The organism is Fodinibius sp. GM21 (assembly GCF_058386955.1).
The window spans coordinates 176,139-192,850 of the sequence record NZ_JBYEIQ010000002.1; the positions used below are offsets into that span (position 1 = coordinate 176,139).

Genomic DNA, 16,712 nt, shown 5'->3' on the forward strand with positions numbered 1-16,712 from the left:
GCTTTTAATAGAAGTTATTGGTGTTCCAATTCCGGTTTATATCCCATTTCCACCAGTGCCTCGCGCAGGCTGGAATCATTGACGTTGCCATTGGTGAATACGACTGTAACTTCGCTTTGATCCAGATCCGTTTCTACGGTAATATCCTCAAATCGCTTGTTGAGCGTGTTGATAATGGTTTCTTCGCAGTGCTCGCAGTGCATGTTGGGGACGTGATAGGTAATGGATTGCTGTCGGCTTTTCGGCTGTTCTCTAAACCGGGAAGCTTTGGAGATCAATCGTCCCCAGAAGGAGTTGGCCAGTACGGCCGTCACGCTGGCCACCATGGCGATCATCGCCCATACCGGATACAGCAATCCGGTGGTCGCCAGGGGCACCCCGATGCCGTTGAAGCTGAAAGCCAGCAACAGGTTTTGCTTGGTTTTCCTGAAGGAGTTTTCCCCGATTTCAATGGCTTCGACCAAGGCGTACAGCCGTTCGCCCATCAAGACCACATCCGCCGATTCAATGGCAATATCGGTGCCCGTGCCGATAGCCATACCCACATCGGCTTGCGTCAGGGCCGGGGCGTCGTTGATGCCGTCGCCGACCATCGCTACGCGTTTTCCTTCCTCCTGAATGTTGCGGATGCGTTCGGCTTTCTGGTCGGGTTTTACCCGGGCTTCGATCTGCTCGATTCCCACCTGATCGGCGATGGCGCGAGCGGTGCGCTCGTTGTCCCCGGTGAGCAAAACAAGATTACTGCCCTGATCTTTCAGCCGGCTGACGGTCTCTTTGGCATCCTCTTTAAGCGTGTCGGCCAAGGCAAACAGCCCGGACAAGTGTCCGTCAGCAGCCATACTGATGACAGTATGACCCTGCTCTTCGTGGCTGGAAATCCAGTTGGAGTTGAGCTGTATATCCACACCCTCTTCCTCCAAATACTCCAGGCTTCCCAGCAGTATGGTTTGCCCTTCGATATTGGCACGGATTCCTTTTCCGGTTGTGGAGTCAAATTCGCCGGCTTCGGGAAAAACTTCCACTTCGGTCTTTGCATGTTCTAGGACAGCTTCTGCCAGCGGGTGTTCGGAGTGCTGCTCGGCGGCTCCGGCCAGCCTGAGAAATTCATTTTTAGGCATCTGATCGGTGGTAAACACATCCACAACCTTAGGTTCGCCAATAGTAACCGTACCCGTTTTGTCCAGCACCACCGTGTCGATGTCCTTCATGATCTGAAAGGCTTCCCCCGAGCGCATCAGGATGCCCCGGTCAGCGGCCATGCCTCCGCCGCGAATCATCGCCAGCGGTGTGGCCATGCCGAGGGCACAGGGGTAGCCCAGCACAAAGACATCCAGCATGGCAAAGATGCCGCGCGGCAGGTTGGTTTCTCCGGTTACCAGCCATAGACCCAGCGTCCAAATAAGTATGGAAACAATCGCAAAACCAACAACCCCCGGCACATAGTATTTGAGTACCCGGTCCACCAGCTGGATGATGCCCGGCTTCATGGCACGGGCCTCTTCAATGTGCCGGGCGATCTGCTGCAAGAAGGAATCATCACCGAGAGCCGTCACTTTTACAAGCAACGTCCCGGTCTGGTTGATGGATCCGCCCACAACCTCATCGCCTTTGCTTTTCTCCACCGGGATGGATTCACCGGTCACGATGCTTTCGTCCACCCCGGATCGGCCTTCGATAATTTTTCCATCCACCGGGATGTTTTCGCCGGGACGGATCCGCACGCGATCTCCGATTTCCAGTTGGTCCAGTTCGACTTCCTGCTCATAACCACTCTCATCCACCCGATGGGCTGTGTCAGGCTGCAGGTCTAGCAGCTTGCGCACCGACTCCGAAGCTCGGGCCCGTACCTTGTTGGCTGACCAGCCGGACAAGATGTGATAGGTGGTGATAAAGACGGAGACGCCAAAAAATTCCGTGGCCGGAAAAATCGGGTTGTAGAGACCGACGATACCGCCGATCAGTCCCGAAAAAGCCCCAAACTCCAGTAAGTTATGCTGGTTGAGAATGCCCCGGCGCAGCGACTGCCAGGCCTTTTTCTTGATGTACCAGCCCGGACCGAACATGGTAGCCAGCGCTAGCCCGAAGGTCGCCCAGGGGTGCCACCAAGCCATTATGCCCGCCCACATCATCGACATGATGCTGAGTGCAGCCAGTGTCAACACCGAAGCAACCAGCAGGCGGTTGCGGTGCGTTTTTAGTTCCTGCTGTTGTTCCTGGAAGGCTTTGACCTTGTCGGGATCCCGGATGGTATAGCCCAGGTCCAGCAGGATCTGCTTCAGGTCCGCTTCTTTTATATCGCCCGAATCATACTCAATCAGTACCTGCTCATGAGCCAGGCTCACGTTGACTATTGCAACGCCTTCCCGCTGCCCGATAGCCTTGTCGATACTCTGGGCACAAAACGAGCAGGCCATCCCGCCGATATGGAGTTGAAGGGTTTGCATAGGTTATCTTTCGGCTGTGTAGTTTGCTTTGTCCAGAGCCTGTTTCATCTCATCGAAGGAGGTTTTATCTGAGTCAAACTCAACCTCGGCAGATTTATCGTCAAAGGTTACCTTTGCCTGATGAACGCCATCCAGTCGCTCCAAAATATTGGTTGAACGGTCGGCGCAGCCTTCGCAGTGCAGATCGGGAATGTTGAATGTCAGTTTTTTCATAATGTCATTACTTGTATTCAGGTTAGTTGTTGATTTATAAAAGCATAAATTGAGCTGTCAAATAAGTTATTACTACCAGAACGGGTAGCTGCAATACCGGAGTCACGGCCACATCACCTAGGCTTTTCGGGAAGTGAGGCACATTTCGGTTAAAGTGCCACCAGCCCAACCGCTGAGCTACGAGCTCAGTCAGATAGGCTCCAAGAAAACTTAGCAGAAACACAAAACTGTAGTGAGCAATACCTGCCATACTCAGCCACTGGTAGTCCGAAAGCCACCAGCCGATTAGATAGAACAGGCCTACGGTGTATAGCACGTCCGATACTATACCTATGGAACAATTCCGTAGTCGAATGTGCCATGGTTTACCAGCACATGTGCTCAGGGCTTTGGTTTGGGCCAGCTCCCAAGGGGTATGTAATAGCAGCGCTATTGCTGCAAGAAATACCACTAATTCAAGAGACATTACTCAAGAGTCTTGGTCAGAATCATCCATCGTGTCCCGCTGAACCTTCACCAATTTAAAACCGGCATTTTCTACGGTTTCTTTCAGGGTTTCATCCGAGGGTATATGGGTTTGTTTGAACGACAGCTTGGCAAAGCCTTTCTTGGGGGCAATCTCATGAATGGAAATGCCATCCAACTTTTCCAGTGAGCTTTTCAGCCCTCGTGCACAGAACTCGCAAGACATGCCCTCAATTTGTAGCGTAATGGCCTTATCTTGCTGTATGGTCGTTGTAGTGTCTGCTTGCCCGTAGGCATTGAGTGCAATGGCACCTACTAATATCAATAGAATGGATGCAATTTTTTTCATACTTACCTCCTTTGCATGGCAATTTGTTTTCAAAAACAGGTTTATTGGCTTTATAAAACCTAATTCACCTATAATATAAGGCCTGTACCATGGTCGAGAGTCAAATATTTTTTGCTCTATTTACTCATTCACATTTAATACAAAAGGCAGGGTAACCACTTTATTATTCCGCTGGAGTTGTACCCACATTTTATAGATCCCGGAATTTGGGAATTGAGTTAATGTGCCAATTTGGTAATCTGTTTTTTGATGACTAGCAGTGTGTTTGAAGTGTAACTGGTGCCCGTGATCCGCCATAGCATGTTCTATGGGATGGGTATGAAGAAATTCAGAACCGTCTTGGCTGATAATTACAATATGAGCTAAGGCTCCTAAATAAGGTTGGAGGTCTTTGACAGGTTTTCCTGTTTGTTCTTCAGTCACGAGCATGGAAAGTTGCATTTCCTTTTTGGGATGTAAGGGCATGTCGTGTTTTAAGGATACAACCAAACCATCTGCTTTGCCGGTTTTATTAGTCTCACTTTTCAGTTCTTGGTACGATGACTTGTCCCCTTTTACCCAAAGGTCAAAACGTTCAATCGAAGGCCCTATTTCATGAGACGGGACAAAATCAGCGTATAGCCAGTAATTTCCGCCGTACTGAAACGTATGTGTTACACTAAAACTCCCATCTCGGTTTTGTTTTGGATGCAGATGATCAAAATTTTGCAGATCATTAGATACCAGAAGGAAATGCATGAGCCTTTCATGACTGAGTACAAAGTCACGTAAAACTGACCCATCGCTATCTCTGACAGTTACAATAAGTTCTACAGGTTTATTGGCCTTAGCTACAGATGGATTTGTTCTGAGCTCGGCCTTTATTTTCTTTTCCAATTTTCCCTCTCTTTATGACGTTAATTCCCGTTTGTTATAAGGAAAAAACGCTGCTATCTATATGGGAAGTATATTAAGTTGATGATATTTAATTTTTACTTCGTGACGACCAGTGAAGCGCGGTGATTTTCCAGTTTTCTCCTTCCTTCTTGAGAACAGCCAGTTCAAGGCTGTTAAGATCCAATTCTCTGTCGCTGTAGGTACCCCAGGTATGTGTTTGGGTTGAAACCCAGGCAGTATTACCTTCAATCGTGACATTTCGTGATTCTATTTCCCGTTTCATGGCACTCAGAAATTTCCCGTCAGAATGAAAGTGGTGGGACAAATATTCTTTTTTGGTTTCGATATTCCCACCTTCCAGGATTCGGACAGACTCTGAGAGTAGATCCATAGCCGCTTGGCTGTCATTCTCAATAATAGCCTGATGGAATGCATCAAGCGTCTTAATTACATTTTTTTCTGAAGCAGAAGGCTGACTTACAGATATGGATGTTCCGATTATAAACAGACAAACTGCAGTTAATGATATTCGAGTAAACATAATGTTAGTTTAATGATTAATTGAGTTGTGTTAAGGAAATTCTATCGATCAGCACCGTTCCACTTCCATTCAGCCGGAGTCCCACGCTTCCGGCCTCTGGGGCATCACCGTGGCCATGCACCGCCATCTCTTTGTTGATATAACCTCGGAAGTGAGTCCCGTTACCGACCGTGCGAATAAACAGCATGCCGGAAGCGGAATAGGATTCTTCGGCGAATACTTCACGGTTACCCTCGCTGACCCGTCCCTGGGATATAGTGCCATCAGAAGACAGGGTCACGAAATCATAGTTTTGGGCGTCCTGCACGTGATTGACTAGTGAAACGTCTCCCTCAAAATCTGAGAGATCCAAGTAGTAATCGACCTGCACGTTTTGGAATGGGTCTTTTCCAACAAAGAAATTAGAGGTAGAATCGACGGAGACCTTAAGCAGGTGATTATCGCCGCTGTTAACAACGGTTGGCTGCAGCTGGGAGGCAGAACCTTCCAGCCACCGGAAGCGGGAAAGCAACGTGCTTACGCCATTCGGACCAACCTCCCATGACCAGTTGCCATTATCACTGACAGTGAACATTGAACCGGCCTGTTGCAGACTGTCCGTGGAAGATGAGGCATTACTTTGTTGTTCTACCAGTTGACCAGTACCCGCCCCATAACCAAAAACCATTTCAGCACCATGATCTCCTGTTTCATAGAGAAAGAACACTCCGGGCAAGGCAAGGGCAAACAGCCCAATCCTAACCGCTTGCTGATCCATCTTTTGATACCAGTGGAGTAGCATTCGCAGAACGGCATAGATCCCAAAGAACCAGACGGTCCACAGGGCCCAATCAGCATGTTCATTCAAAACCGATTGCGCTCCCGACGGCAAAAACACGCTGTCGGCCGCCCAGGTCCCGGTATAGTAAGCGGCTATACCTGATACTGCACCAATACTATATAGGATTGTAGATTTTAGATCATCCCACCATTTATCGGGTAGAAAGAAGTTTAGCAAGTCCATCAATACTGCCAACAGAATAATAGCAATGGGAAAGTGAACCAGCATCGAGTGGATGTTGGGTGCCCATTCGGGTATAAGACTCATAAAGCCCTCCGTTTTGTGTGATTTACTAATTGGTTACTGATAATCCAATATAATATACCTCGTCAACCTTAAATTGAGCTTAAATGCAGTACATAAATTCAATCTTCCGAATAATACACCTCCTGCCAGCTCCAGCCGGTGCTGCGCAGCAAGCCGGCCAGCAGGGCCCGGCGCTTCTTTTCGGGCAGCTGGCCATCCGGGCCCTCTGCCAGCGGAACATCGGAGGATTGCAAGTGCTTAAATTCCAGCCCATTTTCGATATCCCCTTCGTGAGCCGCCACAAAATGATGCTTGATGGTGTTCAAAAACTTGCTGATCGCATCGCGCAGCAGGCGCAGCCCTTGATCCCGGCGGCCGCTTTTGTCCACATGATGCTGTATAATCGTCAGAGCTTCATCCAAATTGGTGAGGTTAATTGACAGCGACTCGGAGCGGTTACGGCTGTAGAAATAGTGGACGGCGGGATGCGCAAAATGGTTCTGGTTATGCTTGTTGATCATCTTTTGCAGCTCGGGAGCTATCTTTCCCAGTTGCTCAAAGTTTTCGCCATTGAATGCGTTTTTGACGATGGCTTCAGGCGTTTCACCTACGTTCGAAATAAACAAGCTCAGGTTCTTTTTGTGGATGACGGCTGAGGTGAGGCTTATCAGGTAGGTCATGGCCGTAGTGATAAAAATAAACCCGGCAAAAGAAAACGCCGCTACCACCATTTGCCAGATACCGCCGCCCGGAATGTATTCGCCGTTGCCCATCGTAGAAAGCGTATATCCGCTAAAGTAGATCCTGGCGGCAATGCCCGGTGTGGCACCGCTCTCGGCGTGGATGACGGAATGGGGATCCCCCATCAACACCAGAAAAAAGCCCAGCCAAAGCAGCGCCAGCCAGAGGGTCACCAGGACAAGGATGTGGGTCATCCCGGAGAACTGCAGCAGCCACCGGCTGCGGGTCTTGCGGTTTGCCCACAGAAATACACCGGCAATGCCCGATGATACGTACCGTGCTATCATTCCTGCCCCGTTAAAGGAGACCGTGGTATAGAAAAAATCGAAGGCGGTGATAACCGTTATCAGAATTCCGAGAATGAGGTAAAGTTCATTCATTATTTAATCTCGCTTACGCATTCAGATAATGAGCCCCGATCCTGTAAAACGCTTGATAATTCGACACGAGTTATGTTAAAATATCGTATGCAATTAGAAATTCAGCCGGGCTGTAAACGGGAAGGGCACTTTCTTTAAAATCTTTTTGATTTCGGGTGACAATTACTTCTAAATTAGCATGTACCCCTGATTGATACAGTACGGCGTCTTCGTAATCCTTAAAATCACTATCCACCGCCTCTTCCAGTACTACACGATTAATGCTGGAAATATGGAAAATTTTAAGCATTTTCCTGATGTTTTTTTCTGCTTTCTCGCGGGACAATCCCTTTTCCAGCAAATAAAAAATAGTGGTTACGGTAGTTCCGCAAATCCAGCCTTCTATTTCACTCGTTTCGGCCAATCCTACTACCTGTGACGAGGCTTCAAAAAACGGAGTTCGTTCCAATAATACATCCAATAATACATTCGTATCGAAAAGAACTTTCATTTCAGAAATTTATCTTCCAAATGTTTTTTATAGTCTTCTTCTCGAATATCTGTATCCTTTAAAATACCTGCCAAAGAAGCGGTAACAGGAGGTAATTTTTGGTGAGAGGACGATTGCTCGGCTTCAATAAGCGTAAAATAATCAGCTACCATTTGAGAAACCGAGGTTCCTTTTTCTCTGGCTCGTTTTTTGGCCCGCTTAATCAACGAGTCGTCTAATCGGAGCGTTAATTTACTTTTCATAGTTAGACGTATTATTTTTAATTAAATGTACGTCATTCCAACGCAGTCAAGCAAGAAAAATTTCGTTTGCCTGATACAGGCATCCTGCCTCACACCAAAAACCACTGCAAACCCAGCCCCACGCCGATGGTTAAAATAAAGGTCGTAATCCACACAAAGCGGATGCCCGGTTTGACGGCTGCAGGCGCTTCTTCAGGCTCACTGAAGAACATCGGGATGATGATGCGCAGGTACACGGCCAGGGAAATCACGCTGTTGATGATGGCCGCCACCGCCAGCCAGGTGTAGCCACTGCCGATGGCCGTGCCGAACAGCAAAAACTTGCCGGCAAAGCCCGCCAGCGGCGGCACGCCCACCAGCGAAAGCAAAAAGATGGTCATGCCCACCGCCATGGCCGGATGTCGTTTTCCCAGCCCGTTGAAATCACGCAACCGGGGGCCACAGGACTGCGTCACCACAAAAGCGCCGGTGTTCATCACCGCGTAGGCGATACCAAAAACGACCAGGGCATTCACGGCCAGCCCGCCCTGCTGAATGCCGACGACCCCAATGATAAAATATCCGGCCTGTGCAACAGTGGAATAGGCCAGCAGCCGAATCACATTATCCTGCCACAGGGCCACCACGTTACCGAAGGTCATGGAGAGCACCGCCACCGCGGCTACCACAAGGGGCCAGTTAAGCACCTCGGCCGGCAGCTCTCGCGCCACCTGCGCCAACCCGAAGACCGCGCCCACCTTGGGCACGACCGAAAGGTAGGCCGCAATGGAGACCGGTGCGCCCTCAAAAGCGTCGGGCGTCCAGAAGTGAAAGGGGACCAGCGACCCCGCGTAGCCGATGCCGACCAGCAGGGCCCCGAATCCGAAAATAGCGGCGGCAGATCCCAGGCCGGGATCATGTAAGGCCGACAGATAGGTGGTGCCGGTCGCCCCCACCCAGAAGGTAAGCCCGAACAGCATGACCGCGCTGGTTACCGACCCGTAGATATAGTATTTAAAGGCACCCTCGGTGGCCCGGTCCGTCTTGGCATAAGCGATAAGGGCCGTGCCGGCAAGGGTGCCGATCAAAATACCGAGCACGATAAACATAATGTCACCGGCGCCCGCCAGCAGCAGCGCTCCCAATGTGGAGAAGATTAACAGGCTGTAAACGGTACCCTCGCGGTAGGTATCTTTCAGCTCGCTGCGCGCCATCACGGCGATCAGCAAAATCGTTAGGCAGAGCATGATCACCGCCCACAGGCTCAGGTAATCCACCCGGAAGGTATTAGAAAAAGCCGTGGTGACGGTCCCCAGCTTGGATATGGCAACGCCGGAGGCCGCAACCATGCCGATGACGAGCGTCCACAGGCTGCCGCGCGCGCTGCCCATCATCTCGGCCACCAGCGACCCAACGGCGGTAAGCAGGACGATGATCTGTGGTAGTATAAGGAGTAAATCTTTGGTCATAAAATTATTTAGAATTTAAAAACCTTGCTAATAGAAAAATTTCAATCTATAAATCACAGATGGTATTAACCCACCCCTACACCCCTCCCGCGGAGGGGAATTCCTTTTTCAGGGGCAGCGTTTTTAAGTCCCCTCTTGAGAGGGGATTTAAGCCTGCTCCGAGACTTCGGAGGGGTGGGTTAATAACAACACGCAAATGAATATCTTTTTCCATTAATGGACATTTTAAGGAGTCTATATAAATCAAAATCCCATCAGTTCAGTTGTTGCGTGAATCATCGACAGCAGCGAATCCGGATACACCCCGATCAAAACGATAACCACAAGCAGCGGAATAAACGCCCATAACTCACGCGCACCCAAATCGGGCATCTCGTCCAATCCTCCGGAAGGCTCGCCCATAAACACGCGCTGGATGGCCCGCAGGTAGAAGGCCGTGGTAATAAGCAGCCCCAGGATGATGAAGCCGGTAGCGACGGGAGATACGTCGAAGCCGCCCAGGAAGATCTGAAACTCGGCGGGAAAGTGGGCCAGTCCAGGCAGGCCCAGCGAAGCAAAAGCGGCCAGGATAAACAGTCCGCTCAATACCGGGTGCGTTTTCAATACCCCGCTCATCTCGGACATTTCACGCGTGCCGGTGCGATCCTGCAGGGCGCCTACCAGCAAAAAGAGCAGTCCGGTTACCACGCCGTGACTGATAATCTGCAGCGTGGCGCCGTCCAGCGCCGGCGTTTCGGTGCCCGCGCCCAGGGCCGCAGCGGCCGCCACGCCAAACATCATGTAGCCCATATGATTCACGCTGGTGTAAGCCACCAGGCGTTTGATGTCGGTTTGCGCCAGCGCCACCAGTGCACCGTACAGGGCCGTAACTACCGCAATGACGATCACATAGGGCGCAAACTGCTGGAAGGCCCCGGGTGTCATCTGAAGCGAAAAACGGATAAAGCCGTAGGCGCCCAGCTTCAGCAATATGCCGGCCAGGATAGCGCTGCCGGCGGCCGGTGCTTCGGTATGGGCGGCCGGAAGCCAGGTATGCACCGGCACCAACGGTGTCTTGATGGCAAAGGCGATAAACAGTCCCCAGAACGTGAGCGCGGCCGCCAGTCCGGTCAGCGGCGGGTTGGCGATGAGCGCGCGCATATCGAAGGTGCCGGAAAAGATATAGAGCGACAAAAAGGCCAGCAGCAGAAACAGGCTGCCGAGCAGCGTATACAAAAAGAACGTCAGTGCGGCCTGCTTGCTGTTTTCATGGCCCCATTCGGCAATAATAAAGTACATGCCCACCAGCGTGATTTCGAAAAAGACGTAGAACAGGAACAGATCGAGCGACATAAACACGCCCAGGCAAGCCATCTCCAGCATCAGGAATAACATCACGTAGGTATTGGCTCGTTTTTCAATTTTGGCCGAATAGATGAGCGCCGTCAAAAACAGGAAGGTGGTAAGTATCACAATCGGAAAGCTGATTCCGTCCACCCCCAGCCGGTAGGCAATGCCGAGCGATGGAATCCAGCTCAGCTGCTCTACCTGGCTGAACCCCGCATCGATACCGCGCAGCCAAATTAAAACAGAGCTAATAAAGGCGAGTGCTGAGGTGCCAATACCGATGCCGTAGGTAGTTTTCGGGTTTTTCGGCTTCAGCACCAGTATCACCAGTGCTCCCAACAGCGGTAAAAATGTCGTAATTGATAATAGTGGCATTGTTAAATAATTCTTTCTTTAATAGTTGTAACAGATTTACATTAGGATTAAAAACATCAACGCGACAAAGACCACCAGTCCCCAGACCGACCACAGCAGCTCGCGGTGCACCAGTCCTGATTGGATCCGACGCCCGTAGCGGCCCAGCGCCTGCACCTTTGCGACCAAAAAGGCAATCAGTCTGTCAATACCGCGCTCGTCGGAGCGCCGGGACCAGTTGCCCAGCCGTAGCCCAAACTTTCCGAATCCAAACACGCCCCGGTGAAGCAGCCCATCGGAGACTCCCGCCGCTTCTGACAGCTTCAGGGCCGAGCGTCCGGCCTGCAAAACAACCCGGTGAATGCTCTCATCAATCCGCCTGCAACGCCGGGCCAGTTGCATCACGGGACGGTTCACCAAGACGTGGTATCCTCCGGCCAACGGATAGTTGTTTCGGATAAACTTCACAGCGGAGTGGTGGTACGTTTTTCCCGCCATCAGCCAGCCGGCGACAAGGCCGGCCAGCGCCGCCAGCAATCCGCCGATTTGGGCTGCTTGGGCTTTGGGAAGGGTAAAACCTGCCATCTCCATCATATTGTGCAGCAAAAAGCCGCCGCCTATGACAAAAACCAGCATGGCAAGTAAGCCGCCTTGCATCCATCGAAGGCCCCGGGAATTTTGAATTTCTCCGGCTTCGCCCTTCCATAAAATGCCCAGCGCGCGGCTCATATACATGGCCGTCAACAGCGCGCCTCCCAAGGCCGCGAGGAAATACCACTCCGGCAGCGATGATTGCAGCCCCGCCGCAAGCACGCCGTCTTTGGAAAAATAGCCGACAAAGGGGGGAATGCCGGCCAGCGCCACGGCAGCCACCCCGAAGCCGGTAAAGGTGACTTTTAACTTTTTGCCCGCGCCAGTTAATTGTTCAAACTGGGTGGAGCCCGCCCCGTGCTGCCAGATGCCCGCTCCCAAAAAGAGACTGCTTTTCATGAACGCGTGCGCCACCAGGTGGGCCAGCGCTGCGCCCGGCGACCCGGCCCCGATAGCCAGCACCATAAAGCCCAGCTGACTGGAGGAGGAGGCGGCGAGCATTTCTTTGATATCATCGGAAAAAATAGCGGTCAATCCGGTCATTAATATTGTGATCCCGCCCACCGCACCGATCCAGACCAGCATCCCGGGCGAAAACAGGGGAAAAGCCTTGATCAGCAGCACGATCCCGGCCGCCACCATGGTAGCGGAGTGCAGCAGCGCCGAGACGGGCGTAGGGCCTTTCATCGCGGCCGCCAGCCAGCTTTGGAAGGGCACCTGGGCCGACTTGCCCGCCGCGGCCAACAGCAGCGCGAGCGCGCCCACTTGCGAGAGGCTTGCCTGCGGGACTTCGGCAATTTTGCTGGAGCCGCTGCCGAGGATAATCACAAAGACCCCGATATATAATCCTAAATCCGCAAAACGGTTGATCAAAAAAACCTTGTTGGCGGCCCGGCCAGTTTCGGCATTCCAGTGCTTGGTGCTGATAAGCAGGTACGAACAAAAACCCAGCACCTCCCAGGCAATGACAAAAAGAATCCAGTCGCCTGCAAACAGCAGCAGTTGCATAGCCCCTAAAAAGAGCGAGATGCTACTCCAGAAGCGCCATTTCCCTTTCTGCTCCCCCATATAACCGATGGCGTAAAGAAAAATGAGCGTCGCTACGAGCCCCACCACCAGCGAGAGGAGCCCGTTCAGGTAGCTTACTTCCAGCCGGAAGGGCAGCCCGGGGAATCCGGCAAAGCTCCAGGAAGCGGCAAAGCCGCCGGCGACGCTCAAAAAGAGGGCGGCAGATGCACCCGTGGAAATCGCTGCCCCGGCCAGTGATACGTAGCCCTCTTTTTTGCCACCAAACAGCGTCCACAGACTTGCTGCGGCGGGGGCGAGGAATATGAGTAATAAATAAATCATGTTTTTACAATAAGCTTATGTCAAAGTCTTAAACCGCCGAATAATGAACAAGGAATGTCCAATTTTGAAGTCTCTTTCTTCATTCGTTATTCCTTGTTGGACATTCGATATTTTTCATCCTTTCATATCAGCCGATTCTTCGGATTCGATGGAGCCTTTGGTCCGAAAGCGCTGCGTGCCGATAGCAAAGCCGACAGCCGCCTCCAGGGCCATCACCGTCATTACCACCAGCACAAACATCTGGATGGAATAGGACTCCGGGTGCAAGTAGCGCCAGAAAGCGACCAAGTTCACCATGACGGCGCCCAGCATCAGCTCTACGCCCATCATGATCATCACCAGGTTGGTCTGGCTCAGCGCCCCGTACAGGCCAATGCCGAAGAGGATGGTTCCGATAATAAGGGCGACCGTTAAAACCATATCAGTGCTCCTTTTGATTGTTGTTGTGAATAATCAACGCCGTGGCCAGGGCGGCGACCATGGCGGTCAGGATTGACGTGCCGGCCGATTCAAAGATCATCATCGAGCGTTGCATCACTTCCATGCCCAAATCGTGGTTTTGCTGCGCCGGAGCGGGTGCCGCCGGAACGATATCGCCCCAATTTGTGAGCAGAATCACCCCCAGCGCCAGTCCGCCCGTCACGACCGCTGCCACGATGGACGGTTTTTCCTGGTGGGTCATGTCCATCTGGCCCAGCCCGCCGGGATCCATCATATACATCATCATAAATATGGCCATGATGCTCATCTCTGTACCCATCATCATAATCTGCAGCACGCCCAGGAATTCCGCCTCCATCACCAGAAACATCCCGCCGATGGCCACCATCGAAGCCAGCAGTGAAAAGGCCGAACGCACCATCGAGTTGGTGCGGAACACCCGCCAACCGAACCAGATGGCGATCAGGCCAATGACCATTAATAATGTGATTTGCAGTTCCATCATAGCAGCAATTGAATTCCCACTTGCACAATATTAAACAGGGCGGCCGGCACGGCGTACTTCCAACCCCACTCCAGCAGGTGATCGTGGCGGATACGCGGCAACCAGCGGCCCACCCAGAAGAAGGAGGCCGCTACCAGCGCTGTTTTAATGAACGTCCACACAAAATCGGGCAGCCAGGGGCCGAGCCATCCGCCCAAAAAGAAGACGGTTACGGCCAGCGCGAGCGTCAGAACCAGCAGCAAGCGGCCCAGGCGGAACAAAATTTTACGCGCCCCGGTGAACTCCGCCCACGCGCCTCCGGCCAGCTCACCTTCGGCCACCGGCAGATCAAAGGGCGGCAGAAAGGCCATGGCCATCACCGCGAAGTAGAACAGCAGAAAACCCACCGGCTGGTAGATAATGTTCCAGAGCGGCGCTTGCGAGCGTACTACTTCCAGCATCCCCATCGACTCGGCCCGCATGACGGCCGCGGTAATGGCCATCACTACCGCCATGGAATAGGCGATGAGCTGTGCCATGGCGCGCCAGCCGCCGATCATGCCGTAGGCGCCGTTGGCTGACCAGCCCGCCATGATAAGTGAAACCATGATATAGACCAGCGCGGCGTTGATAAAGAGCGCAGCGGTACCCAGATCAAGCAAAATAGTTCCTTGGGCAAAGGGCAGGATGGCGACCGCCAGCAGCACTACGGCGATGAAAATAATCGGCGTGGCTTCATAAAAAACGGTGTCGTAGCGGCGGGTACGGATTTCTTCCTGTCCGAAAGCCCGCAAGAATGCATGAAGCGGCCCGGCCCAGTCGAGGCGCCCGCTAAACGACCAGCGCTCCATCAGGGCCACAAAATAGACTCCTGCTGCAAACAGAATGATAATCGCCGTCCACGTTAATGCTGTACTCATCTATTTCACCTCCGGACTTTTGAGTCCGACTTCCCACGGGGAAATATCCAGCGAGACAATCTGCACCAGCGCGTCCGACAGCTCCGCTTCTTCGCTGAGCGTCGGCACCAGGGCGGCCAGCGCTTGGGCGGGCGTTTCCAATTGCAGCTGCTTTACCACTCCTTTTTTTACTGAGATCGCAAGGGACAGGGTACCCCGCGGACTTTCAAGCTGCGCCGAGCCTGAACCGGAGCCGGACAAATCAACCGTATTCCTTTCTTGTTGTTGGTCGGCCTTGTTAATCAACGCAAAGCTTTGCTCAATCTCATCCAGGCGCACCAGCAGCCGTCCCCAGCCGTTGTTCTCCTCTTTGATGACCGGCTCCCAGCCCAAATCCCGGTACTGCTTTTGCTGCGAGCGCAGATCCTGTTTGATTCCCGCGGCTTTGGCCACCGGTCCCGACAGGTGATGCAGCAGGGGGTCGGGAATGATTCCTCCGACGCTTAATTTCGTTTGCAAATATAGCATGGACCGGATCTGATTTAGAAAAGCGATCAGTTTTTTAGATGATATATCTTTGGTGCGGTGAAGCACATGCCCCCGCGCGGCCTGTCGGTGCATCCATTCGTTGCCTACTGTTTTGGCAAAGGTGGCCAGCCAGTTCAGATGGCTGGCAATGCGTTCGTTTTCCAGAGCACAAAGTTCATTAGATAAAATCGAATCATCATTGCCAAAAGCGTTTGTCAGGGCTTTTTTTGCCAGCAGCCGGTACGTTTGGGGCGTCAACGGGTTGAGCCCCGCCAGCAGATCGGGCAGTTCGGTTGCCTCAAGCGGCAAGAGCTCTTCAAAAGAACGGGCGGTGAGATCATCTTCCACCCGGGCTTCGATGACGGTATCACCGTCCAGTTCCATGAATACTGACAACCCGCCGGGCAGGCCGGGGTGAAAGGGCCCGAAGTAGACCTCACTACGGTTCATCGGCAGCCCGTCCCTCGGTCGCGGAAGGTCTTTGGTCATCGCCACCATCGACATAAAGTCCATATCACCGTGGTCGTGTCCGCCGTGGCCGTGGCCTGCGTGGTTATGTTCATGCTCATCCTGCCCATGTGCGTGTTCTCCATGATCGTGATGTTGATGGCCCTTATGTGCACTATGGGAACCGTGCTGATGGCTTTCGTGGCTGTGCTTGTCCGGTGTTCCATGGCAGTCTTTACTGTCCCCGGCTTCGGTATCATCAGAATGGTTATGATCGTGATTTTTATGGCTTCCGTGGCTATGGTTGTGTCCTCCATCGGCTTTACCCTGCTGATGGGTGGAATGGTCGTGGCCTTCATGATCGCCGTGGCCGTGATGATGGTCGTGTCCGCCGTGATTGTGATTATGACCCTTTTCGTTCTCATGATCACCGTGATCGTGATTATTATGACCGCCATGTCCGTCATGTGATTCGTGCGATCCATGATCTTCTTCGTGTCCATGCTCATGCTCTTTATGATCGTGCTCACCTTCATCCCCGTTTCCGTGATTATGGTGATGATGTGCATGTCCGCCGTTTTCCGAATCTTCAGCCATATTCACCAGAAACTCCGGCATCCAGGGCTCGGCGTCTTCACTCCAGGCGTGATGTTGAAACAGTTCCTGAATTTCGGGGAGTGCATCCTCAAGGAAATTATTAGCTAATGCAACATGAAGATCGGGCTTGGGAAGATAAGGGAGCGACTCCGGGCCGGCCACCACCAGTACGCGGGGACGCGGAATCTGCTGGTAGGCCACGGCTGCTTTTTGCGCCAGCGGGTCGGGCAGGTTCCCCATTACCAGCAGCACGTTAGCTTCGCGCGGGTTGGGAGCGATGATGAAGTCTGAGTCCAATTCATTTTGATACATCCTTAAAATATCCGCACCCGGCACCGGAAAAATACAGATATCCTTGGCTGAGGCCTTGGCCATCCAGCGCCTCAGCCCGCTCATCTTGCCCTTGCGGGCCCCGTATGTCATTACCGGTTTGCTCATAA

Annotated in this window: 17 protein-coding genes; all 17 read right to left on the bottom strand. The window is 52.4% G+C overall.

All coding sequences use genetic code 11. The features are described 5' to 3' along the window. Positions 1 to 14: 14 nt before the first annotated feature. Positions 15 to 2,444 carry a heavy metal translocating P-type ATPase gene (locus tag ACT3IB_RS04570; RefSeq protein ID WP_491537850.1) on the bottom strand — a complete coding sequence of 810 codons (2,430 nt, stop codon included), beginning with the start codon at positions 2,442 to 2,444 and terminating at the stop codon, positions 15 to 17. Positions 2,445 to 2,447: 3 nt separating this feature from the next. Continuing rightward, complete coding sequence (locus ACT3IB_RS04575) at positions 2,448 to 2,657, bottom strand: heavy-metal-associated domain-containing protein (RefSeq protein WP_491537851.1); 210 nt, start codon at positions 2,655 to 2,657, stop codon at positions 2,448 to 2,450. A gap of 34 nt (positions 2,658 to 2,691) precedes the next feature. Further along, complete coding sequence (locus tag ACT3IB_RS04580; RefSeq protein WP_491537852.1) at positions 2,692 to 3,123, bottom strand: hypothetical protein; 432 nt, start codon at positions 3,121 to 3,123, stop codon at positions 2,692 to 2,694. A 3-nt stretch (positions 3,124 to 3,126) separates the two neighbouring features. Next, positions 3,127 to 3,471, bottom strand: a complete 345-nt coding sequence (locus ACT3IB_RS04585; RefSeq protein WP_491537853.1) for a heavy-metal-associated domain-containing protein — start codon at positions 3,469 to 3,471, stop codon at positions 3,127 to 3,129. 120 nt (positions 3,472 to 3,591) lie between these two features. Then, a complete protein-coding gene (locus ACT3IB_RS04590; RefSeq protein ID WP_491537854.1) occupies positions 3,592 to 4,347 on the bottom strand; it encodes a DUF8832 domain-containing protein in 756 nt (251 codons plus the stop codon). Between the two features lie 88 nt (positions 4,348 to 4,435). Then, positions 4,436 to 4,888 carry a nuclear transport factor 2 family protein gene (locus ACT3IB_RS04595; RefSeq protein ID WP_491537855.1) on the bottom strand — a complete coding sequence of 151 codons (453 nt, stop codon included), beginning with the start codon at positions 4,886 to 4,888 and terminating at the stop codon, positions 4,436 to 4,438. A 16-nt stretch (positions 4,889 to 4,904) separates the two neighbouring features. Next, a complete protein-coding gene (locus ACT3IB_RS04600) occupies positions 4,905 to 5,975 on the bottom strand; it encodes a DUF2231 domain-containing protein (RefSeq protein WP_491537856.1) in 1,071 nt (356 codons plus the stop codon). A gap of 98 nt (positions 5,976 to 6,073) precedes the next feature. After that, on the bottom strand, positions 6,074 to 7,075 hold the full coding sequence (locus tag ACT3IB_RS04605; RefSeq protein ID WP_491537857.1) for an ion channel: 1,002 nt from the start codon (positions 7,073 to 7,075) through the stop codon (positions 6,074 to 6,076). A 70-nt stretch (positions 7,076 to 7,145) separates the two neighbouring features. After that, positions 7,146 to 7,565 carry a PIN domain-containing protein gene (locus ACT3IB_RS04610; RefSeq protein WP_491537858.1) on the bottom strand — a complete coding sequence of 140 codons (420 nt, stop codon included), beginning with the start codon at positions 7,563 to 7,565 and terminating at the stop codon, positions 7,146 to 7,148. Further along, positions 7,562 to 7,807, bottom strand: a complete 246-nt coding sequence (locus tag ACT3IB_RS04615) for a DUF6364 family protein (RefSeq protein ID WP_142715533.1) — start codon at positions 7,805 to 7,807, stop codon at positions 7,562 to 7,564. The genes ACT3IB_RS04610 and ACT3IB_RS04615 overlap by 4 nt, the downstream gene beginning before the upstream one ends. An 89-nt stretch (positions 7,808 to 7,896) precedes the next feature. Next, complete coding sequence (locus ACT3IB_RS04620) at positions 7,897 to 9,255, bottom strand: NADH-quinone oxidoreductase subunit N (protein WP_491537859.1); 1,359 nt, start codon at positions 9,253 to 9,255, stop codon at positions 7,897 to 7,899. A 243-nt stretch (positions 9,256 to 9,498) separates the two neighbouring features. Further along, positions 9,499 to 10,956, bottom strand: a complete 1,458-nt coding sequence (locus ACT3IB_RS04625; protein ID WP_491537860.1) for a complex I subunit 4 family protein — start codon at positions 10,954 to 10,956, stop codon at positions 9,499 to 9,501. A gap of 36 nt (positions 10,957 to 10,992) precedes the next feature. Further along, positions 10,993 to 12,876 carry an NADH-quinone oxidoreductase subunit 5 family protein gene (locus tag ACT3IB_RS04630; RefSeq protein WP_491537861.1) on the bottom strand — a complete coding sequence of 628 codons (1,884 nt, stop codon included), beginning with the start codon at positions 12,874 to 12,876 and terminating at the stop codon, positions 10,993 to 10,995. 114 nt (positions 12,877 to 12,990) lie between these two features. Continuing rightward, a complete protein-coding gene (gene nuoK / locus ACT3IB_RS04635) occupies positions 12,991 to 13,296 on the bottom strand; it encodes an NADH-quinone oxidoreductase subunit NuoK (RefSeq protein ID WP_142715537.1) in 306 nt (101 codons plus the stop codon). A 1-nt stretch (position 13,297) separates the two neighbouring features. Next, positions 13,298 to 13,822 (bottom strand): NADH-quinone oxidoreductase subunit J family protein, encoded by a 525-nt coding sequence (locus tag ACT3IB_RS04640; protein ID WP_142715538.1) that lies wholly within the window; start codon positions 13,820 to 13,822, stop codon positions 13,298 to 13,300. Next, on the bottom strand, positions 13,819 to 14,721 hold the full coding sequence (locus tag ACT3IB_RS04645; RefSeq protein WP_142715539.1) for a complex I subunit 1 family protein: 903 nt from the start codon (positions 14,719 to 14,721) through the stop codon (positions 13,819 to 13,821). Before ACT3IB_RS04645 ends, ACT3IB_RS04640 begins: the two co-directional genes overlap by 4 nt. Beyond that, the gene (locus tag ACT3IB_RS04650) at positions 14,722 to 16,710 is read right to left on the bottom strand and encodes an NADH-quinone oxidoreductase subunit D-related protein (protein ID WP_491537862.1); all 1,989 of its coding nucleotides are present in this window, start codon (positions 16,708 to 16,710) and stop codon (positions 14,722 to 14,724) included. Positions 16,711 to 16,712: the final 2 nt, after the last annotated feature.